The sequence below is a fragment of the Erwinia sp. Eh17-17 genome, assembly GCF_039675725.1.
Lineage (GTDB): Bacteria > Pseudomonadota > Gammaproteobacteria > Enterobacterales > Enterobacteriaceae > Erwinia.
On record NZ_JBDFQT010000002.1, the window covers coordinates 289,989 to 311,553 of the forward strand.

21 protein-coding genes are annotated in these 21,565 nt (G+C 53.0%); 12 read left to right on the forward strand and 9 right to left on the reverse strand.

The features are described 5' to 3' along the window. Nucleotides 1-12: 12 nt before the first annotated feature. Both rlmI and hspQ read left to right on the forward strand, forming a co-directional pair. Nucleotides 13-1,203, forward strand: coding sequence for a 23S rRNA (cytosine(1962)-C(5))-methyltransferase RlmI (rlmI, locus tag ABEH87_RS06770; RefSeq protein ID WP_346575093.1), 1,191 nt, complete (start codon nt 13-15; stop codon nt 1,201-1,203). Nucleotides 1,204-1,264: 61 nt separating this feature from the next. Next, nucleotides 1,265-1,582 carry a heat shock protein HspQ gene (gene hspQ / locus ABEH87_RS06775; protein ID WP_346575095.1) on the forward strand — a complete coding sequence of 106 codons (318 nt, stop codon included), beginning with the start codon at nt 1,265-1,267 and terminating at the stop codon, nt 1,580-1,582. Between the two features lie 28 nt (nt 1,583-1,610). Here hspQ and ABEH87_RS06780 read toward each other — a convergent pair whose 3' ends face one another. After that, nucleotides 1,611-2,024: a CoA-binding protein gene (locus ABEH87_RS06780; RefSeq protein ID WP_346575097.1), complete on the reverse strand. Its 414-nt coding sequence runs from the start codon at nt 2,022-2,024 to the stop codon at nt 1,611-1,613. A gap of 186 nt (nt 2,025-2,210) precedes the next feature. Here ABEH87_RS06780 and ABEH87_RS06785 point away from each other — a divergent pair, with 186 nt between their 5' ends. Beyond that, nucleotides 2,211-2,852 carry a DUF2057 family protein gene (locus ABEH87_RS06785; protein ID WP_346575099.1) on the forward strand — a complete coding sequence of 214 codons (642 nt, stop codon included), beginning with the start codon at nt 2,211-2,213 and terminating at the stop codon, nt 2,850-2,852. A 79-nt stretch (nt 2,853-2,931) separates the two neighbouring features. After that, nucleotides 2,932-3,390: a methylglyoxal synthase gene (locus ABEH87_RS06790; RefSeq protein WP_346575101.1), complete on the forward strand. Its 459-nt coding sequence runs from the start codon at nt 2,932-2,934 to the stop codon at nt 3,388-3,390. Between the two features lie 16 nt (nt 3,391-3,406). On the opposite strand, the gene helD is transcribed toward ABEH87_RS06790, so the two are convergent. Further along, nucleotides 3,407-5,461, reverse strand: a complete 2,055-nt coding sequence (helD, locus tag ABEH87_RS06795; protein WP_346575103.1) for a DNA helicase IV — start codon at nt 5,459-5,461, stop codon at nt 3,407-3,409. Nucleotides 5,462-5,598: 137 nt separating this feature from the next. Here helD and ABEH87_RS06800 point away from each other — a divergent pair, with 137 nt between their 5' ends. Continuing rightward, on the forward strand, nt 5,599-6,045 hold the full coding sequence (locus ABEH87_RS06800; protein ID WP_346575104.1) for a YccF domain-containing protein: 447 nt from the start codon (nt 5,599-5,601) through the stop codon (nt 6,043-6,045). A 9-nt stretch (nt 6,046-6,054) separates the two neighbouring features. After that, a complete protein-coding gene (yccS, locus tag ABEH87_RS06805; RefSeq protein ID WP_346575106.1) occupies nt 6,055-8,196 on the forward strand; it encodes a YccS family putative transporter in 2,142 nt (713 codons plus the stop codon). On the opposite strand, the gene ABEH87_RS06810 is transcribed toward yccS, so the two are convergent. After that, the gene (locus ABEH87_RS06810; RefSeq protein ID WP_346575108.1) at nt 8,193-8,822 is read right to left on the reverse strand and encodes a TfoX/Sxy family DNA transformation protein; all 630 of its coding nucleotides are present in this window, start codon (nt 8,820-8,822) and stop codon (nt 8,193-8,195) included. The two genes, yccS and ABEH87_RS06810, sit on opposite strands and share 4 nt — an antisense overlap. 570 nt (nt 8,823-9,392) lie before the next feature. On the opposite strand from ABEH87_RS06810, the gene ABEH87_RS06815 reads away from it, so the two are divergent. The 4 genes from ABEH87_RS06815 (at nt 9,393) to ompA (ending at nt 12,546) form a co-directional block, all read left to right on the forward strand. Then, nucleotides 9,393-9,599, forward strand: a complete 207-nt coding sequence (locus ABEH87_RS06815; RefSeq protein WP_346575110.1) for a hypothetical protein — start codon at nt 9,393-9,395, stop codon at nt 9,597-9,599. Nucleotides 9,600-9,722: 123 nt separating this feature from the next. Beyond that, on the forward strand, nt 9,723-10,553 hold the full coding sequence (locus ABEH87_RS06820; RefSeq protein WP_346575112.1) for an alpha/beta hydrolase: 831 nt from the start codon (nt 9,723-9,725) through the stop codon (nt 10,551-10,553). A 70-nt stretch (nt 10,554-10,623) separates the two neighbouring features. Further along, nucleotides 10,624-11,130 (forward strand): SOS-induced cell division inhibitor SulA, encoded by a 507-nt coding sequence (gene sulA, locus ABEH87_RS06825; protein ID WP_346575114.1) that lies wholly within the window; start codon nt 10,624-10,626, stop codon nt 11,128-11,130. A gap of 348 nt (nt 11,131-11,478) precedes the next feature. Beyond that, on the forward strand, nt 11,479-12,546 hold the full coding sequence (gene ompA / locus ABEH87_RS06830; RefSeq protein ID WP_346575116.1) for a porin OmpA: 1,068 nt from the start codon (nt 11,479-11,481) through the stop codon (nt 12,544-12,546). A 93-nt stretch (nt 12,547-12,639) separates the two neighbouring features. On the opposite strand, the gene matP is transcribed toward ompA, so the two are convergent. Beyond that, on the reverse strand, nt 12,640-13,095 hold the full coding sequence (matP, locus tag ABEH87_RS06835; protein WP_346575118.1) for a macrodomain Ter protein MatP: 456 nt from the start codon (nt 13,093-13,095) through the stop codon (nt 12,640-12,642). Nucleotides 13,096-13,281: 186 nt separating this feature from the next. Between matP and ABEH87_RS06840 the strand changes: the two genes are divergently transcribed. Both ABEH87_RS06840 and fabA read left to right on the forward strand, forming a co-directional pair. Next, nucleotides 13,282-15,042, forward strand: a complete 1,761-nt coding sequence (locus ABEH87_RS06840; RefSeq protein ID WP_346575120.1) for a Lon protease family protein — start codon at nt 13,282-13,284, stop codon at nt 15,040-15,042. A gap of 68 nt (nt 15,043-15,110) precedes the next feature. After that, nucleotides 15,111-15,629: a bifunctional 3-hydroxydecanoyl-ACP dehydratase/trans-2-decenoyl-ACP isomerase gene (gene fabA, locus ABEH87_RS06845; protein WP_346575122.1), complete on the forward strand. Its 519-nt coding sequence runs from the start codon at nt 15,111-15,113 to the stop codon at nt 15,627-15,629. 76 nt (nt 15,630-15,705) lie between these two features. On the opposite strand, the gene rmf is transcribed toward fabA, so the two are convergent. From rmf to ABEH87_RS06870, 5 genes are all read right to left on the reverse strand, one after another. Further along, complete coding sequence (gene rmf / locus ABEH87_RS06850) at nt 15,706-15,873, reverse strand: ribosome modulation factor (protein WP_072277417.1); 168 nt, start codon at nt 15,871-15,873, stop codon at nt 15,706-15,708. A gap of 278 nt (nt 15,874-16,151) precedes the next feature. Next, nucleotides 16,152-16,712: a membrane integrity-associated transporter subunit PqiC gene (pqiC, locus tag ABEH87_RS06855; protein WP_346575125.1), complete on the reverse strand. Its 561-nt coding sequence runs from the start codon at nt 16,710-16,712 to the stop codon at nt 16,152-16,154. Then, nucleotides 16,712-18,352, reverse strand: a complete 1,641-nt coding sequence (gene pqiB / locus ABEH87_RS06860; RefSeq protein WP_346575127.1) for an intermembrane transport protein PqiB — start codon at nt 18,350-18,352, stop codon at nt 16,712-16,714. Before pqiB ends, pqiC begins: the two co-directional genes overlap by 1 nt. Beyond that, nucleotides 18,339-19,613: a membrane integrity-associated transporter subunit PqiA gene (gene pqiA, locus ABEH87_RS06865; RefSeq protein ID WP_346575129.1), complete on the reverse strand. Its 1,275-nt coding sequence runs from the start codon at nt 19,611-19,613 to the stop codon at nt 18,339-18,341. Before pqiA ends, pqiB begins: the two co-directional genes overlap by 14 nt. Before the next feature lie 32 nt (nt 19,614-19,645). After that, entirely contained in the window at nt 19,646-21,559 is a 1,914-nt protein-coding gene (locus ABEH87_RS06870; protein WP_346575131.1) for an ABC transporter ATP-binding protein, read from the reverse strand. Between the last annotated feature and the right edge of the window lie 6 nt (nt 21,560-21,565).

Sequence of the window (21,565 nt, forward strand, 5' to 3'; positions counted from 1 at the left end):
GCATAGCAAAACATGACAGTTCGATTGATTCTTGCCAAAGGACGTGAAAAGTCCTTACTTCGTCGCCATCCGTGGGTGTTTTCCGGGGCTGTTGCCCGCATGGAAGGTAAAGCCCAGCCCGGCGAAACGATTGATGTCTGTGACAGCCACGGTAAATGGCTGGCGCGCGCCGCCTGGTCGCCCGAGTCGCAGATCCGCGCCCGCGTCTGGAGCTGGCAGCAGGATGAGTCGATTGATATCGACTTCTTCATCCGTCGCCTGCATGCCGCACAACAGCTGCGTGACTGGCTGGCACAGCGTGACAACCTCGACAGCTATCGGCTGATTGCCGGTGAGTCTGACGGACTGCCGGGTATCACCATTGACCGCTTCGGTAACTTCCTGGTATTGCAGCTGTTATCTGCCGGTGCTGAGTATCAGCGCGCACCGCTGATTACCGCGTTGCAGGCCTGCTACCCTGACTGTGCGATCTACGATCGTTCGGATGTCAGCGTTCGCAAGAAAGAGGGTCTGGAACTGACCCAGGGCGTGGTGCTGGGTGATACTCCGCCTGAGCTGCTGCCGATTACCGAACACGGTATGAAGCTGCTGGTTGACATTCAGACCGGACATAAAACCGGTTACTACCTTGACCAGCGTGACAGCCGTCTGGCGACCCGTCGCTATGCGGAAGGCCGTCGCGTGCTGAACTGCTTCTCCTATACCGGGGGCTTTGCCGTCTCTGCGTTAATGGGTAACTGTACTGAAGTGATCAGCGTGGATACCTCACAGGCCGCGCTGGATGTCGCCCGTCAGAACGTCGAACTTAACGGTCTGGATGTCAGTAAGGCAACATTCCTGCGCGACGACGTGTTCAAACTGCTGCGTCGCTATCGCGAAGAAGGCGAGAAGTTCGATCTGATCGTCATGGATCCGCCGAAATTTGTTGAGAATAAAAATCAGCTGATGGGTGCCTGCCGTGGCTATAAAGACATTAATATGCTGGCGATGCAGTTGCTGAATCCGGGTGGGATGCTGATGACCTTCTCCTGCTCTGGCCTGATGGCAACCGACCTGTTCCAGAAAATTATTGCCGATGCCGCACTGGATGCGCAGCGTGACGTGCAGTTTATTGAGCAGTTCCGTCAGGCGGCCGATCACCCGGTGATCGCCACCTACCCGGAAGGAATGTATCTGAAAGGGTTTGCCTGCCGCGTACTGTGACTTGAAAACGCCGCACCTGCCTCCATATAGAGGGAAGTGCAAAGTTTCTCAGGAGGTTACGATGATTGCCAGCAAATATGGTATTGGACAACAGGTACGCCACCAGCTACTCGGTTTTCTTGGCGTTATCGTGGATGTGGACCCGGAATACTCTTTAACCGAACCGGCTATCGATGAAATTGATGGTGCTGAATCGCTGCGCGCTGCGCCGTGGTATCACGTGGTGATGGAAGATGAAGACGGCCATACTGTACAGACCTATCTGGCTGAGGCTCAGATCGCATGGGAATTACCCGGCGAGCATCCTGAACAGCCTTCGCTGGATGAACTGGCCGCGTCGATTCAGCGGCAGCTTCAGGCACCGCGCCTGAGACATTAAGAAAACCCCGCTCTCGCGGGGTTTTTTTTCAGGTTTCCAGACCCAGACGCGGGATTTCGATTTTCGGGCAGCGGTCCATCACTACCTGCAGTCCGGCTTCTGCGGCCAGCACGGCAGCCTGCTCGTTGATAACGCCAATCTGTAGCCACAGCGATTTCGCACCGATGGCGATCGCTTCCTGCGCCACCTCCCATGCAGCCTCCGCGTTGCGAAAAACATCCACCATATCGATACTGTGCGGGATGTCACCCAGCCGGGCATAAACCGTTTGTCCCTGTAGCGTTTTCCCTGCCAGTTTCGGACTGACAGGCGTCACCTGATAGCCCTGTGACAGCAAATAGGCCATCACGCCATAGCTGGGGCGCGCCGGGTTATCGCTGGCCCCGACCAGGGCAATGCTTTTTGTGGTAGTCAGTACATTCGCGATGGTTTGATCACTCATTGTTACCTCCTTGGCCTTACTGGCTCTGTTGCCGTTAAGCAGTGTCTGTACAGCAGAAGAAAATTGCTGCCTGTGCGATTATCGATATATAGCACGATTAAGTATTTTTAAATGTTAATATGCTGCCATACTGAAAGACTTTGATACATTCATACCCTTTCTATCCTTTACCTTGCTGGAGAAATAATGAAGCTGCGTATGGTCATCACCGGATTGATAGCGATGCTCATTGCCACGACTTTGCAGGCAACGACGCTCAAGCTTTCTCCCGACATTGACCTGCTGGTACTGGATGGGCATAAAATTTCAGGGTCTCTGCTGAAAGGTGCCGATGGCCTTGAGCTGGAACGCGGCGAGCATCAGCTGCTGTTTCGCGTAGAACGCACCGTCAGCCGCAATACGCAAACGTCTGTCAACTGGGTCTCAGAACCGCTGATTGTCACGTTCACCAGCCGCACTCAGTCGGTCGTCATTCAGCTACCGGCCTTACAGACATTGCGCGACGGCAAACACTTCGATAAGAACCCGCAGTTTTCGCTGCTGGACGAGCACGGCGTTGAAGTCGTCAGCCGACGTGACACCCTGCATCCTCAGCCGCAGGAAGATCTTGAACAGGCGATGGTGCGCTATAACCGTGATAATAAAGTCGCCTCGGTGGCGCGCTTTGCGCAACCTCTGCGTCGGACGACACAGGCTGCAACCCCTGCGGCGGATGTCACGGCCACCCAGCACCCGGCAGAACGTATGCTGCGCCTGTGGTATCTGCAGGTTGACTCTGCTACCCGCCAGCGCTTTGTGATGTTAATGAATGCCCTGCATACCAGTTGATATCAGCGGATACCCGGCGCTACACTCAACCCTCTGTTTGCTTGTTCATTTTGCCCACCCTACCCGACCAGGATACTGAATGGATCAGACAACCCGTACGATACAACCGCAGAAACATATTGCGCTGGTGGCGCACGACCACTGCAAAAATGCACTGATGCAGTGGGTGGACATCCACAAAGAACAGTTACAGCACCACACGCTCTACGCCACCGGCACCACCGGTAATCTGGTGCAGCGCGCGACCGGCCTGCCGGTTACGGCTATGCTGAGCGGACCGATGGGCGGAGATCAGCAGGTAGGTGCGCTGATATCGGAAGGCAGGATTGATGTGCTGATCTTCTTCTGGGACCCGCTGAACGCGGTGCCGCACGATCCTGATGTTAAAGCGCTGCTGCGGCTGGCGACCGTGTGGAATATTCCGGTGGCCACTAACCGCGCAACCGCAGATTTTATTATCCAGTCACCGCTGTTTGCCCAACAGGTCGAGATCCAGATCCCCGATTATGAGCGTTACCTGCAACAGCGTCTGAAATAATTTCAGGCCACCGCTGTCAGGGTTTGCGTAATACCGGCACGCCCTGACGGCGGAACTCGTCAACAAACACGGAAGGATTTTCGCGATCGTACAGCAGCCATACCTGCTGCTTCGCGCGCGTGATCGCAACATAGGCCAGCCTGCGCTCTTCGGCATCGGGGAAGTCTTCAGGAGCCGGTAGCAGCGCCTCCTCCATCACCGACTCTCTGGCCGCTGCCGGGAAGCCCTCTTTACCCTCTGCCAGCCCCAGTAAAATGACATAATCCGCCTGCTGACCTTTGCTGGCGTGGATGGTCATAAAATCGATACTGAGGTTGGGCCAGCGCGTCGCGGCTTTATCCAGCAGCTCCGGGCGCAGATGGTGATAACGTGCCAGCACCAGAATGCGCTCACCGCTGCCTGCATAGCCGCTCAGCTTATTCATCAGCGGCTCTAACTGCTCTTCCGGCAGGAGCGATATCGCTTTTTTATTTCCTTTAATCAGGCTGTTCAGCGGTTTTTTAAGCTGATGGGGGTTACTCTGCACAAAGGTATTAGCAATTTCGCCAATGCGCTGATTGAAACGATAGGTGGTATCCAGCACGCAGCGATCGCCCTCACCAAAATGGTGATGGAAAGCAGTGGTTAAGGACATTTCTGCACCGCTAAACCGGTAGATCGCCTGCCAGTCATCCCCGACTGCGAACAGTGTGGTTTGCGTATTCTGACGGCGAAGCGCGGATAACAACGCCGCGCGCTGCGGTGAGATATCCTGGAATTCATCCACCAGGATATGCTTCCACGGGCTGATAAAACGTCCTTTATCAAGGATATTAACCGCCTGGTGAATCAGCCCGGCAAAATCGACAGCGCCCTCTTCCTTCAGCGCGCTCTTCCAGGCTTTCATCAACGGCGCCATCAGTTTTACCCGTTTGCCAAACAGGTCGCGGACCTCATCAGGGGCGCTTTCGATCATCGCTGCCTGCGCGCCACCATGCATACGCATCAGCCCCAGCCAGCGCTCAAGGCGGCTGGCCAGCCGTCGCGCCAGGCGATCGTCCTGCCAGAAGCTGCCCTCATCAAGTTCCCACGCAAGCTCATCTGTCAGCCATTGCCGCCAGCCGTTCGCCTGCGCTTTTTTCTCATTACACTGCTGCCGCCAGACTGCAATCAACAGGGCCTGACGGGCGTCGCTGTCGGTTTCCAGTTTACTGATAGTCGGGGCTTTATTGCTCCCCTGCTGAATAATGTGCAGAGCAAGCGAGTGGAAAGTACGCGCCTGAATCTCGTCGGTATGCAGACGTTGCCGGATGCGATCGTTCATCTCTTCGGCAGCCTTGCGGCCAAAGGCCAGCAGCAGGATCTGACTGGCGCTGGCCTGCCTGCGCATCATCAGCCATCCTGCTCGCGCCACCAGCACCGAGGTTTTACCACTGCCCGCTCCGGCCAGGACCAGCACTGCATCTTCACCATTCACCACCGATCGTGCCTGTGAGGTATTCAGCGGCGAAGTTTCCACCTGGTTGAAGAACGCCGCATGCTGTTCAAGCATGCGCGATGTCCATTCGTTGTTGCGTTTTACGCGGCGATCGTCACTGTTGTTCAACCACTGCAGACAAAACAGGTAAGGGTCACGGCAGTTGTCGAACTCAGCCAGCCGTGCCACCGGAAGCGGTATGGCAGCAAAGGCTTTGCGGATTGCCTGCTGCCAGACGGCGATATCACTGCGCTTTAACCATTTATCCTGCTGTTCGGCGTCTCGGATCTGCTGCTGCTGAGCCACCAGCACGCTGGAAGCGACCTCACTCATTTCCGTACTCCAGCGCTCCCACTCCTGGCTGAGGTAATGGAAGAAGCGCTGCGTTTCGCCCCACTCTGTCCCGTGCAGACGCACGACTTTTTCGTCGGGCAGTGAAAACTCCAGCTCTCCCCACACCAGGCCGCGCTTACACCTGATCGCCAGCAGCTGATTGAAGGGGATCAGATACTCGTGCTTTTCACCGCTGACCTCGACACCCGCAGTGAGTAACCGTACCCGGTTGTAAGGATGTTGTGCCAGATGTTTACCCAGCGATGTGGCTTTCAGTTCCATTTACGGTGACCCTGGCTGCGGTTATTTTCATCATCAGACAGTTTAACTGGCTGTCGTGTACCGCTCCAGCGCTAAAACACGTTACAATCAAGGAATTGTCGGTTAATCACCGTTATCTGCCGAAGGAAAACGCGTTTATGCGCACCGTATTAAATATTCTTAATTTTGTGCTGGGTGGATTCCTGACCACGTTTTCATGGCTGGTCGCGACTGTGCTGAGTATTGTCTTTATCTTCACGCTGCCGCTGACCCGATCCTGCTGGGAGATCACCAGACTGTCGCTGTTCCCCTACGGTAACGAGGCCATTCACGTTGATGAGCTGAATCCCGCAGGTAAAAGTGTGCTGCTTAATTCTGGCGGTACATTGCTCAATATTTTCTGGCTGGTGCTGTTTGGCTGGTGGCTGTGCGTGATGCATATCATGGCTGGCATTACGCAGTGCATTACCGTGATTGGCATCCCCGTCGGGATTGCTAACTTTAAAATTGCTGCGATTGCGCTCTGGCCGGTAGGCCGCCGTGTGGTTTCCGTTGAAGTGGCGCAGGCGGCTCGCGAAGCCAACGCGCGCGCACGCTTTCGCTGATTCACCATTATGAGTAAAAGAATGATCGGCAGTCTGCGTCGTTACGCCTTCAACAGTGCCTGGCTGTACAATATTCGCATTACCCTGGCGTTGGCTGGCACGGCTGCCGTCCCCTGGTGGCTGCACCAGATCACCTGGACGATACCGCTGACGCTGGGTGTGGTGGCAGCCGCGCTGGCTGACCTGGATGACCGACTGGCCGGACGTCTTCGTAACCTGCTCATCACGCTGGTCTGTTTCTGTATTGCCTCGGTCTCCGTTGAGCTACTGTTCCCTCACCCCTGGCTGTTTGTTGCCGGGCTGGCAATCTCCAGCTGGGGTTTTATCCTGCTGGGCGCGCTGGGGCCTCGCTATGCCACTATCGCTTTCGGGGCACTGCTGATCGCTATCTATACCATGCTGGGAATTAATTTATTTCCGCAGTGGTATCTGCAGCCAGCGCTGCTGTTGCTGGGTGCCGTCTGGTACAACCTGCTGACGCTGGCAGGTCACCTGCTATTCCCTATACGCCCGCTGCAGGAGAGCCTCTCCCGCTGCTTCGCGCAGCTGGCACGCTACCTGGACGCTAAGGCTAATCTGTTCGACCCCGATATCGAAGGCGATGACCATCAAACGCTAATCGATGTGGCGATGGCCAACAGCCAACTGGTAACGTTGCTCAACCAGGCTAAAGCCTCGATACAGACGCGCCTGCGCGGCGACCGTGGCCAGCGCGGAACACAACGCACCCTGCACTACTATTTTGTTGCCCAGGATATCCATGAACGGGCCAGTTCGTCACACGTTCAGTATCACGCGCTGCGTAAAGCCTGGGGTTCAAGCGATATTTTGTTCCGCTTTCAGCGCCTGCTGTCGCTCCAGGCACAGGCCTGCCAGCGGCTGTCGCGCGCCATATTGCTGCGCGAGTCCTATCAACACGACGCCCGTTTTGAACGTGCCTTTGCTAATCTGCACGCCGCCCTGCACCGCATTGAAACCGAGCAGCCTGACAGCGCTGAAATAAAGGCGATGACTTATCTGCTGAACAATCTGAAAGCTATTGATGCGCAGCTGGCGACTATCGAGTCTGAGCAGGTGCTGGCTGAGAGAGAATCCCAGCACGACCAGACGCTATCCAGTGAAGGGTTAACGGGGTGGAGCGATATTCGCCTGCGTCTCAGTCGCCACCTCAGCCCGGAGTCCCCGCTGTTTCGTCATGCGGTCAGGATGTCGCTGTTGCTGTGTACGGGCTATGCCTTTATTCAGGTTACCGGCCTGCAACACGGCTACTGGATCTTACTGACCAGCCTGTTTGTCTGTCAGCCGAACTACAGCGCTACGCGTCGGCGGCTTGCACTGCGCATTATTGGTACGCTGGCCGGTATTATTCTCGGGCTACCGCTGCTGTGGCTGGTTCCTTCCATCGAAGGGCAGTTAATACTGATGGTCGTCACCGGCGTTCTGTTCTTTGCCTTTCGTAACGTCCAGTATGCTCATGCCACGATGTTTATCACGCTGCTGGTGCTGCTCTGCTTTAACCTGCTGGGCGAAGGGTTCGAAGTCGCGCTACCGCGGATTATTGATACGCTGATTGGCTGTGGTATTGCCTGGCTGGCCGTCGTGTTTATCTGGCCTGACTGGCGTTTTCGTCGGCTTTCTGCCGTGGCAGAGCGGACGCTCAATGCCAACTGTCGCTATCTGGACGCCATTCTGGTGCAGTATCACCAGGGAAAAGATAACCGCCTCGATTATCGTATTGCCCGTCGTGATGCTCACAACGGTGATGCTGAACTGGCCTCGGTGGTATCCAGTCTTTCCGTAGAAAATAAGTCGGACCAGGCACTGCGCGACGCGGCCTTCAGGCTTTTATGTCTTAATCATTCGTTCCTCAGCTATGTTTCAGCTCTGGGCGCGCATCGGGAGAAATTAGACAATGATGCGATGCTGCAACTCCTCGATGATGCCGTCTGCTATGTTGACGACGTGCTGCATATTGAAATTGTTGATGAAGCCAAAGCGCAGCGCATGATGGACAGCCTTGCCGTGCGTATTCAAAATTATGATGCAGATGCAGACACAAAAGAGCCACTGGTACTGCAACAGGTGGGTTTATTGGTGGCTCTTTTGCCGGAAATTACTCTTCTGAAAAAACAAATTTCCTTACGCGGCTAGTCGCGATCGCTGCGCTTTTTTCGATCGCGCAGCGCGTTGTACTGGAACCAGATCCGCAGGTCTTCTTTCACCTCTGACGGCAGAGCGGCGTAATGCCGCCCGTCAATCGCCCCCTGCAAGGCAAACAATACGCTTAACCCCAGATTCTCATTACAGTCATGCAACAGCAGCCAGCTGCGTTTGGCCCCTTTCTGAATCAGCATCTCGACAGTGTTAATCCCGACCTGCCGCAGTAGCGTTTCCATTCGTATCCCTAAATTTGGCAGATCTTTCAGGCGTCGGTTTTTCTTTCGCTCCTGCTGCTGTCGCCTTGCTCCCTGCAGGCAAAGTTGTGACAGAGCCAGCAGTTGCTCACCGTCTGACCACAGAGCCCCATCCACCTGGAAATAGTTAAGCTCGACCGGTATGCCACGTTTTTTCATACTCAGCGGCTTCATTTTACGTTCAGCAATATAGGGCTGTACCTGCTCGCAGGCCCGAAGGTACAACTCACCTTCCGCCACGACGGCGAATACCGTTTTTTCCACTGCCAGGCAATAGCCACCGAACTGTGTACGCGACTTTACCTCACCCAGTGGAATTAAACGCTGTTTGGCTTCTTCAATCATTCTCTTTGATTTATTCATATAACGACTCCCTGTTTTACGCGACGTGTGCAACTTAGCCATGCTGACTAAAGAAAAATAAAATAGGCAATTCGTATTACAAGCACAATGAATAAATCACGTAAAACAGCTTTACATTATTTTTTTGCGAGACGTTACGATAAATCGACTGCTGTCGGGAACAACAAAAATTGATTTATATTAAAAAATCAAAAATACAACACCAACGGAACCGGCTGGCCTTTCTCAGGGGTAGCCGGCTAAGACATGTTAAGTCCAGCCGGGACAACCGGAGTTTTACATTTTTAATAACTGAGTCTTCATCATTGATTCATGTTATTAGTTCCACTAGTCATAAACTTTGTTGCTCTCTGCTATTTTTATTTTTTTTGATGAAATGCTAAATATTAATAAAAATATTGTGATATTTCATTCCACAATTTAACGCTCTGCTGCGATAAAGTTTTGCCACATGAAGCCCGATGTGATTTCACACAAGTCACTAAAAACATTTATATTTGCATGACAGTTCATGACAATAAAAAGACCAGAGTAGCCTTACCTGAAACCCTGACTGCATAGAGTGTAAAAATGAAAATAAGTGAAACCCTGGTGGCCGTTTTCTTTCTGTTAATTTCGGCGGTGGCATTAGCACAAGGAAGTCAACCTGCCAATCCGTTAGCCTCTACATTACATCATCGTAATCTTAATCCTCATGGCACAATTGCAGATACGGCGGAAATGCCAGATGAGCGGAGAGATGATCCTTTTCATAAAAAGCATCATGTCACCGACTGACACTTCTCAGACAGCTACATTCCGATGTGTTTTGCGCCACAGACGATACTGATACCATCATTTGCCTAAGGCGCGTTAAGACAACACCCTATCCTGACTGAGATTAAAAAAATAAGGATAAACATGAACGTCATTTACCGCGGAATGAACCGTGTCCAGTTAGACGCGGCATACAATAACACCCAGGCTGTGGCTGACTTTCCTGCCGTAATGCAGGATTTTCAGACAAAAAGCAAAGCTGTTTATGCGAAACGCAAAGTGTTGCAGGATCTTGCTTATCATACGATGCCAGCGACTAAATTTGACTATTTCCCTTCAGGCAGTGAAAACAGCCCAACTTTTATTTTTATCCACGGCGGGTACTGGCAAAACTGTAAGAAGGAGGATTTTGCTTTTATTGCCAGCGGCATTCTGGATGCCGGGATAAATGTGATCCTTGCGGAATATACCTTGGCGCCCGAAGCCTCGATGACCCGTATCGTGCAGGAAATCGGTTTACTGCTCGATTTTCTGCAGCTGCATGCTGCGGAATTTAACCTGGTCCCAGGCAAAATCTGTCTTGGGGGGCATTCCGCCGGGGGGCATTTAACGGCCATGCATCTCCAGCATCCTGTCGTTTCTCACGCAATGCCGATCAGTGCTCTGGTTGATTTATTACCCATCAGTCTCTGCTGGCTGAATGACAAGCTATCGTTAAGTCCGCAGGAGATAGAGCAGTTCAGTCCGGCGAACCACATCCACCGCGCAGGCGTTCCCGCTCACATCCACGTCGGGGGCGGGGAACTCAGTGAGTTAATCAGGCATTCAAAAGATCTGTATGCACGCATGCATCACGTCGATACTGATGTGCTTTATCAGGAGATTGGCGATGATGACCACTTCAGCCAGTTAAATGAGTTCCAGCGGGAAGACGGGGTGTTGGTGCAGTCTCTGCAGACGCTTTTTAACCGATAAGATTAAGGTTGATCTTTGTTCACCACAGATATACTGTATATCCATACAGTCAACTGTGAGCGAAGACACTATGCGTACACATTCCCTGAAATCTCAATCTGTTCATCGTAATCTGCTCGTCACTAAGCCAGCATCTTCGGTGCCTGCTTGTGCTAATGGCCTGATCAGCGAACTGGTTTACAGTGAGAATCAACCCGGCATGACTCAGTTGCTGCTGTTGCCTTTGCTGCAGCAACTGGGGACGCAGTCCCGCTGGCAGCTATGGCTCGCTCCGCAACAAAAACTCAGCCGCGACTGGCTGCAACGATCCGGACTTCCTCTGGATAAGATTATGCAGTCTCCCTGGTCGAGTGCCATCACCACCGTTGAGGCAATGATCAAAGCGCTTCAGACAGGAAATTATAGTGTGGTTCTGGGGTGGATTTCAGAAGATGTATCAGAAAATGATCGTCTGCGTTTGCAGGAAGCGGCATCTTCAGGCCAGGCTTTGGGGCTGATTATGCGCTCAGAAAGCTCAGTTTATTCCTCAACACGACCACTTAATCGTCTGAGAATTCATCCTTCTTTGTATCATTAAGTAAAAATAAGAATTATCTCAGGCTTTTTCTCTGCACGAGGCAACTTAACCGTCTGATTATGTTATGACGCGGCGGGACAATGGGTTAGCAGCATTCTCAGACCCCTTTTCGAGCAAAGAATTCACCCTTAAATGTTAAAAAATGTGTATGAAACCCTGTTTTTTTGCTGACCATCGTCACATCATACTTGTAAGTTTGCTGGTACGTTGTAGACTTTAGCTCGCCAGGGTGCTCAATAACCTCCATTTTTTGGAAGAGTCATAATCGAGCTTCTTACCCGGCGAAGGATTAAACCAAAGAGCTAACTTAAAGCTCATTGCCTATTTGGATGATAACGAGGCGCAAAAATGAAAAAGACAGCTATCGCAATTGCAGTGGCACTGGCTGGCTTCGCTACCGTAGCGCAGGCCGCTCCTAAAGATGACACCTGGTATACCGGTGCTAAACTGGGCTGGTCTCAGTACCACGACAAAGGTTACTACGGTAACGGTTACCAAGATAACGATGGTCCATCGCACGAAAGCCAGCTTGGTGCTGGTGCGTTCGGTGGTTACCAGGCTAACCAGTACCTGGGCTTCGAGCTGGGTTACGACTGGTTAGGCCGTATGCCTAACAAAGGCAACAACGTAAACGGTGCTTTCAAAGCACAGGGCGTTCAGCTGGCAGCTAAATTAAGCTACCCAGTAATGGACGATCTGGACGTTTACACCCGTCTGGGCGGCATGGTATGGCGTGCAGACTCCACCCAGAATGCTAACGGCAACCGCATCAGCGACCACGACACCGGTGTTTCTCCACTGGCTGCTGTTGGTGTTGAATATGCAGTGACCAAAAACTGGGCAACCCGTCTGGACTACCAGTGGGTTAACAACATCGGCGACGCAAACACCGTTGGTGCGCGTCCTGATAACTCCATGCTGAGCGTCGGTGTTTCTTACCGCTTCGGTCAGGATGATGCAGTAGCGCCAGTTGTTGCTCCAGCACCAGCTCCAGCTCCAGTTGTTGAAACCAAGCGTTTCACTCTGAAGTCAGACGTGCTGTTCAACTTCAACAAAGCGACTCTGAAACCAGAAGGTCAGCAGGCTCTGGATCAGCTGTACACCCAGCTGAGCAATCTGGATCCTAAAGATGGTTCTGTTGTAGTTCTGGGCTTCTCTGACCGTATCGGTTCAGACCAGTACAACCAGAAACTGTCTGAGAAACGTGCTCAGTCTGTTGTAGACTACCTCGTTTCTAAAGGCATCCCTTCTAACAAAGTTTCTGCACGTGGCCAGGGTGAATCTAACCCAGTTACCGGCAGCACCTGTGACAGCGTGAAAGGCCGTAATGCCCTGATCGACTGCCTGGCGCCAGACCGTCGCGTAGAAATCGAAGTTAAAGGCATCAAAGACGTTGTAACTCAGCCACAGGCTTAAGTTATCTCGTTAAAAAAAACCCCGCTTCGGCGGGGTTTTTTATTGGCTGAATATTTTCCTGAGAGAGCAGACCGGCGGCCACTTCGCGTCAATTTATTCTGGTTTGCCCAGTATGGCTTTCAGATCCTGCTTCAGGGAAGACATCTGGCTGGCGTACTGCTCTTTTCGCTCTGCATCTTCGATTAACTGCACGATGGTCTCGGAAAGCGTACTGTTACGACGCAGTGCCAGACCGGCAAGACGCTGCCATACCAGATATTCGAGGTCGATTGACTTCTTACGCGTGTGCTGATGTTCGGCGTTAAAGTGCCGTTTACGACGCGCGCGAATGGTCTGCTTCATACGGTTTTCCAGCGCCGGATTGATATGCAGACTAATCCATTTCAATACCTCAACTGGCCGGTTTTCCATCACTAAGAGTTCATCGACGGCGGCCTGCGCTGCGCTCAACTCGATATAACGCGTGATCGGTTCACCTTCCCGGTGTTTTTTGACCAGGTATTTCCATTTCCATCCGCTTTCAAGATTTTCCAGCTGCTGATATTTCATCGGAATCTCATGCTGACTACATAACAGGTTAAGAATAACAGCTTTTTTTCTTCAGGCTGCAAACAAAACAGGGACAAGTGTCGCAATGTTAACGCAAGCCGTAGGGATGTGCATGTCTGCTGTGCTTAACAGGCTGAAATATTGTATAATGCCGCTTTTATTCCTCTCAGAAAAAATACGATAACTTTGACCAACAACCGATTAGAGTGGCGCGCCCTACAGCCCGATACCGAACGCTTCCAGCACCTTCTCTCGCAGGAACTTGCTGCTGAAACAGAATGCTTTGCCTCCGTGCAGGCTCGTCTGTTCAATGGCCTGAGCCTGTTACTGCAAACTCCGGCCAAAGTGCCGCTCATGCTGGTTAAAAGTCCTGAGAGCGCTGAATATCTCGCTTTGTTGCAAAATATTCTCGCGACCATCGCTGACGAGAATGAAGAATCGCCGACGCTTTACGGTGGTCAGTATGACATCAGCGAACATGCGGTTAACTGGCGTCCGGCACACAGTGCTGCAGATAATTTCGCCAGTGAAGGTGGCATACATCAGGCCGAGTGGATTGAGGCAGAGCAGCTTTTTGGCTGTGTGCGCATCCATCAGTCCAGAATCACTCTGTCACCGGGCCTGGTACACCGCGCCAACGGTGGCGTGTTAATTCTTTCCCTTCGTGCGCTGATGGCACAGCCTTTACTGTGGCTGCGTCTTAAACAGATTATGGTTAATCAGCGTTTTGACTGGTACTCCCAGGATGAAACCCGCCCTCTTCCACTGGCGATCCCTTCTATGCCGATGGCGTTTCGCCTGGTATTGATTGGTGAACGTGATGTGCTGGCGGATTTCCAGGATATGGAGCCCGAACTGGCCGCCCTGTCACTGTACAGCGAGTTTGAAGACAATATCCAACTGGTGGATGAGGAAGAGTTCACGCACTGGCTGCAGTGGGTACAGAATGTCTCTACCAGCCTGGGCTACCCTTTGCCATCCCCCGATTTCTGGCCGGTACTGATCCGTGAAGCTGCCCGCTACACCGGCGATCAGGATACCCTGCCGCTGGACCCACAGTGGCTTGGCCGTCAGCTTCAGGACGCCGCACTTTATAGTGAAGACGATCGGCTATCCGCTCAAAATCTGCAGGACGCGCTGAGCACCCGCGAGTGGCGCGAAGGTTTCCTGCCTGAACGTATTCGTGATGAGATCCTGCTTGATCAGATCCTGATTGAAACCGAAGGCGAAATGATTGGCCAGATCAATGCGCTTTCCGTAATGGAGTTCCCCGGCCATCCTCGTGCATTCGGCGAACCTTCCCGTATCAGCTGTGTGGTTCACGTGGGTGACGGCGAATTTACCGATGTTGAGCGTAAAGCGGAGCTGGGCGGAAATATTCATGCAAAAGGCATGATGATTATGCAGGCCTGGCTGATCGCTGAGTTAGAGCTTGAACAGCAGCTGCCTTTTTCCGCCTCGCTGGTGTTTGAACAGTCCTATTCCGAAGTGGACGGCGACAGCGCCTCGCTGGCAGAACTTTGTGCTTTGATTAGTGCGCTGGCTTCGCAGCCGATCAATCAGCAGATAGCCGTAACCGGTTCTGTCGATCAGTTTGGCCGTGTACAGCCGGTGGGCGGCTTAAATGAAAAAATCGAAGGCTTCTTCAATATCTGCAATCAGCGCACGCTAAGCGGGAGCCAGGGTGTGATTATCCCTGCCGCTAATGTACGTCACCTTTCATTGCAGCAGGACGTGGTAGACGCCGTCCGGGATGGAAAATTCCACCTCTGGGCCGTCTCCAGCGTCGAGGAAGCGTTACCGCTGTTAACCGGCATGGAATGGGACAAAGAAACAGGCTCCTGTCTGATGCGCTCCATTCAGGAACGTATTGCGCAGATGATGCATCCGGATCCGCGCCATCGTCCCTGGCCGCTGCGCTGGTTAAACTGGTTCAGTCCAGGCTGATCGGACTTGTCCGGCGTACACGTGTAAGCTAAACTCCGTTCTTCATTAAAATAAGGCTTATTGAGAATATGGTAGATAAACGCGAATCCTATACAAAAGAAGACCTGATTGCCTCCGGTCGCGGTGAATTATTTGGCGCAGAAGGCCCGCCATTGCCAGCAGGCAATATGTTGATGATGGACCGCGTGGTTAAGATGACCGAAGACGGCGGTAACTACGGCAAAGGCTTCGTTGAAGCTGAACTGGATATCAATCCAGACCTGTGGTTCTTCGGCTGTCACTTTATCAATGACCCGGTTATGCCTGGCTGTCTTGGCCTGGATGCAATGTGGCAGCTGGTTGGTTTCTACCTCGGCTGGTTAGGCGCAGAAGGTAAAGGCCGTGCACTGGGCGTAGGCGAAGTGAAATTCACCGGGCAGGTTCTGCCAAGCGCGAAAAAAGTGTCATACCGTATTCACTTCAAACGTGTTATCAACCGTAAACTGGTGATGGGCGTGGCAGATGGCGAAGTGCTGGTCGATGGTCACGTGATTTATACCGCGACCGACCTGAAAGTAGGTCTGTTTAAAGATACGACTGCTTTCTGAGTTTTCGGTGATCAGACGTTAGAAACGAAGACCTCCGCTTAATCAGGCGGAGGTCTTTCCCTTTCAATAACAGGCGTTACGCGGTAACCGACCTGTCCTCCATGGCTTGTCGCCAACCTCCCAACCAGTGAGATCGGGCATCCAGCATCTGATACGGACACATCTCTTTTGAGCGTCCTGTAATGCCTGCGTGATACCCTCGTGATTGTGCCCGATCAAGGCGATCTCGTTTCTGTCTCTTCATGCCGCGTTTCCCTCATTTAGTCTGGTGGAATCTGGTGGAAAGAAAACAGTGGTTACGTTTCGTGCAACCACTCATAAGTTCTACCGCGACCGGGAATAAAGATCAACGCAAAAATTTCACACCATTGTCATAATTTTGCGCCGGGTTAATCAGTTGTCACTCACCAAAATGGCTAAAAAAGGATGACTATCCGGCTGATTACTAAAAAAAAAGCCTTTGAAGGTGCAGAAATATACATCTGCAACAATCAAAGGCTTAGCGCGTTAGTTTAAATTGTCTTATTGTTCACGGATTATCGCATTAGCGACCTGCCCCGCAATCTGCTGCCATCCTTTAGCCAGCGTTCTGACCAGCCCATCATAACCGTCTTCATCCTGCGGAAGTGTCAGCAAAAATGCCTGCTTTTGCAGCTTGCCATTATGCTCCAGCACCCACTCACCGCTGATGACAGCATGGCCGTCATAACGACCATGGAAACCGGTGACAGTGACATTCAGCGTGTCATGCTGCTGCCCAAGAGGGGTTGACGAGATGAGAGCCGCTGGCAGCGTCGCACTGAGATTTGAGACCAGCGTCTGCTGTAGCTGCTGATCTAACGGGCTGGCCCACTGATTTTGTGCAGCAATCACAAACTGCACATCACTGCTCTGATACACCACGCCGTTTCCGGCCAGATAATCCGGTACAGAGACGCGCTCTACCCAAACCGGTGTCGTCACCGTGCGGCTGGTGACAACCGACGAGCCTCCTGCCGTCGGTAACTGGTAATAAGCCGGTTGCGAGCTGCCGCTACAGGCGGTGAGCGCTAATGCCAGCGCTACGGGGATCCATTTCATCATTATTTCGCCCTCTTCGGCTGTGGGTCCTGGCCGGGTTTTGCTTCAAATACCAGCGCATTACTTTTGGTGTTCAGCGTTTTCAGCACCGGCTGCAGCTCGCGCAGCACCTGGTCGAGACGCTGCATATCGCCCACCATCTTGTTGTAAGCAGGTGAACCCGGCTGGAAGCCTTTCATGCTGCGATTGAGTTCACGCAGCGTACTCTGCATATCAGCAGGCAGCTCCTGCATCGACTGGCTTGAGGTAATCTGATTCAGACTGTCGAGCGTTTTCTGCATTTCGCGCAGTGTCCGCTGGCTCTCTTTCAGGGTTCCCGTTGCTTCGTTCAGCAGGGGATTCAGCGGCAGACTATTAATCTTATCCAGTGAGTCCATCAGTTTCTGCTGGATCTGCGCCAGGCCACCGCTCACGGTTGGGATCAGTTCATAGCTGGCGAAGGTCACCGGCCCGGTCGCCGGTTTGACATTGTTGTAGAAATCGAGGTCAACATACAGGGAGCCGGTCAGCAGGTTAGCCGACTTCAGTGAAGCCCGAAGCCCGTGACTGATGCCATCTTTCAGATGCTGCTCGAAATCAAAATCCTTCCCAAGCTGTTTCTGGAAACGATCTGGCTCAATACGGATTAACACCGGAATGCGGTAATCATTGTTCAGACTCTGGGCAATGCCCGGCATCATGAACGGCACTTCAGCCACCGTTCCGAGACGAATCCCGCGGAACTCAACCGGTGCTCCTTTTTGCAGACCACGAATAGAATCATTAAAGAACAGCAGGAAGTCTTTGTGTTCGCTGTAGAGCGAATCCTGGATACTGCGCTGATCGTTGAACAGGCGGTATTCAGCTTTGTTTTCAGCCTGCTGGCCGCGCTCCCATCCTTCCGGAACGTCAAAGCTGACCCCACCGCTAAACAGCGTAGTCAGCGATCCCATTTCCACACGCATCCCGGAGGCTGACATATCAACAGCAATACCGCTGTCCTTCCAGAAGCGAACATTATTGGTGACCAGCCGATCGTAAGGTGCGGTGATAAACAGCTGGTAAGTCATCATGCGTTTATCGGCGTCAAAGGCGCTGGTCTCAACGGAACCCACGCGATAGCCACGAAACAGCACCGGGTCGCCAGCATTGAGCTGCCCGGCCTTTTCACTGTCCAGTGTGATACGGATGCCTTTCGCATCCAGCGGAGCCAGCGGTGGCGCATCCAGCAGCTGATACTGTGCCGCTGTTTCACCTTTAGAGCCCGGCTGCAGCTCGATATAGGCACCAGAAAGTAACGTCCCCAGCCCGGTGATCCCTTCACGGCCAATGGCCGGTTTCACCACCCAGAACGCGCTGTCCTGGCGCAGCAATTTTTCCATACCGGAGTTAAGCCGTGCTTTGATTTCCACGTGATGCAGGTCATCCGTCAGGACAGCGCTTTCCACTACCCCCACGTCAACGCTGCGGCTTTTAATGGTGGTTTTTCCCCCTTCGATTCCCTCCGCGTTGGTCGTGATCAGCGTGACGACCGGCCCCTGGTGGCTGAAGTGGTAAAACAAAATCCATGCTCCGATCAAAATGGTCACGATGGGAATAATCCACACCGGTGACCAGCGTTTGATCTTATCTACCGTGGCTGTGCCGTGGTTATTGTCCGTCACTTGCAGGCTCCTCAGTGCTCTTTTCTTTTATCCGGTCCCAGGTGAGACGGGGATCAAATGTCATTGCGGCAAACATTGTCAGGATCACCACCAGGGCAAACAGTAGTGCCCCGTTGGCAGGATAAATATTCATCAGTTGGCCCATACGAACCAGCGCTGACAGCACGGCAATAACAAAGACATCAATCATTGACCAGCGCCCAACGAACTCTACGACTTCATAAATTTTGTGCATCCTTTCACTGTCCTGCCTCTGGCTGTCATGTGCTTTGGCATGCCAGCACAGCCAGCCAATGGCCATCATTTTTAGCGTTGGCACCATGATGCTGGCAATAAATATCACCAGCGCCACCGGGAAGGAACCATCGCTCCAGAGCAAAATCACGCCCGCCATGATCGTTGAGGTGATTTTGTTACCCAGCGCCTCGGTAATCATAATCGGCATCAGGTTGGCAGGAATATAGAGCAGTATTGAGGTAATCAGTAAGGCCATCGTCCATTGCAGGCTGTGTTTACGCCGGGCATGCCCGTGCGTGCCACAGCGGGGGCATTCGAGAGTATCACCGGGCAGAACGGCAGTGCAGCAGGCGCAGGAACGCAGCCCCTGACGCAGGCCACTGACCGCAGGCTGGGGTGCCTTAGGCAGGGCCGGCAAGGGTGCGATCCGCAGCCACAGCGCACGACGGTCGATGCACTGGAAAGCCCTGAGCTGCAGCATGCAGAACAGGCACCAGGGGATAAAACTGGTGCCGATGCCAATATCACCGTAAGCCATCAGCTTCACAAAACTGACCAGAACGCCCGCCAGAAAGATTTCTGCCATGCCCCAGGCTTTGAGCTGAAACAGCACCCGAGCCATAATGCGTTTCAGCCCTGTGGGCAAAGGAACATCGTTCATCAATAGCAGGATCACCAGCATACAGAATGCAGGAACGCCCTGAACGAACAGCAGGAAAAAGGTTGCCAGGCTGCTGTAGTCATCAGAAATCATCACCTGAGGGATCTTCGTCAGGGTAATTTCACTACTCAGCCCGGCAACGTGCATATTGATGAAAGGAAATAAATTCGCCAGTAGCAGCATAAACAGCGCGGCAATGGCGTAGGCAGTTGGCCGCTTCTGCGGCTCAACCCAGTTAGACTGTAGTGTTGTATGACATCGCGGGCAGCTTGCCTTGCTGCCCGGACGGATATCTGGCAACTGTGTCATCAGATCACACTGCGGACAAAGCATCCATTGATGCGCATGGTGCGACGAACACATACCTTACCCTCAGTAATATCAGAACAGTCGTATCAGGCGCCGTTGCTTAACGATTCCAGATATTCCCAACGTTCGAAAGCGACTTCCAGCTCCTGCTCAGCCCCGGCGAGAGCGTCCAGCACTGGCTGGGTCACCTCATGAGGCTGATTGAAGAAATTCGCATCGGCAACCTGAGCCTGGTAGGCTCCCAGACGGGCTTCCAGCTCCTCCATTTTTTTCGGCAGCTGTTCCAACTCTCGTTGCAAATTGTAGCTCAGCTTAGCGGCTGATTTTTTCACAACTTCACTTTTAGCGCTTTCCTGACGCGGTTGCGAACTGCTGGCTTTTGCATTCGCACGATTCTGCTTAAATGCGCTGCGCTGCAGCTGCGCATCGTGGTAGCCGCCAACAAAGGCACCGATATCGCCGTTACCTTCAAAGATCCAGCACTCGGTCACCGTATTATCGACGAACTGACGATCGTGGCTCACCAGCAGTACCGTTCCCTGATAGCCATCCACCAGCTCTTCTAACAGCTCCAGCGTTTCCACGTCGAGGTCGTTGGTCGGTTCATCGAGGATTAACAGATTGCTCGGTTTAAGGAACAGGCGTGCCAGCAGCAGGCGGTTTCGCTCCCCACCGGACAGCGCGCGTACCGGGGTCATGGCACGTTTGGGGTGGAACAGGAATTCCTGCAGGTAGCCCAGCACGTGGCGCGGCTTACCGTTGACCATGACTTCCTGCTTACCTTCAGCCAGGTTGTCCATGACCGTGCGGTCCGGATCCAGATCGGCGCGGTGCTGGTCAAAGTACGCCACTTCCAGTTTGGTCCCGATATGCACGCGGCCGCTGTCCGCCTTAAGCTGGTCAAGCATCAGCTTCAGCATGGTCGTTTTGCCACAGCCGTTCGAGCCGATCAGGGCGATTTTGTCACCGCGCTGCACCTGGCGCGAGAAATCTCGCACCAGCTGTCTGCCGCCTACTGAATAGTTGACGTTTTCCAGCTCAAAGACAATCTTGCCGGAGCGCGAAGCCTCTTCCACCTGCATGTTGGCTTTGCCCATCACTTCACGGCGGTCAGAACGCTCGCGACGCAGCGCTTTCAGCGCACGCACGCGCCCTTCGTTACGCGTACGACGGGCCTTGATGCCCTGACGGATCCACACTTCTTCCTGCGCCAGTTTACGGTCAAATTCGGCGTTCTGCATCTCTTCCACGCGCAGCGCTTCTTCTTTACTGGTCAGATACAGATCGTAGTCACCCGGCCAGGAAACCAGCTTACCGCGGTCAAGATCTACAATGCGCGTTGCCATATTGCGAATAAACGAACGGTCATGCGAAATGAAGATAATGCTGCCCTGGAACGTTTTCAGGAACGTTTCCAGCCAGTCGATGGTTTCAATATCCAGGTGGTTCGTTGGCTCATCCAGCATCAGCACTTTCGGGTTGCTGACCAGCGCACGTCCGAGCGCGGCTTTACGCAGCCAGCCACCGGATAGCGAGGAGAGATCCGCTTCGCCATCCAGACCGATTTGTTGCAGTACATCATGAATACGGCTTTCCAGCTGCCACAGATTCTGGTGGTCAAGAATGCCCTGTAAACGTGCCATCTCGTTCAGGTTTTTATCACTCGGATCTTCCATCACTTTATGAGAGATAGCGTGATAAGCCTTAAGATGCTCAGCCTGCTCTTCCACGCCTTCTGCGACGAAGTCATACACCGACCCCTGCACGTTACGCGGAGGATCCTGCTGGAGGCGTGCCACCACCAGATCCTGCTCATAAATAATGCGCCCGTCGTCCAGCGGCTGCTCGCGGTTAATGATCTTCATCAGGGTGGATTTACCCGCCCCGTTACGGCCTACCAGACAGACGCGCTCGTTTTCTTCGATGTGCAGTTCCGTGTTATCCAACAGCGGCGCGTCGCTGAATGAGAGGTAAGCGCCATGAATACTGATTAGTGACATAAAAAC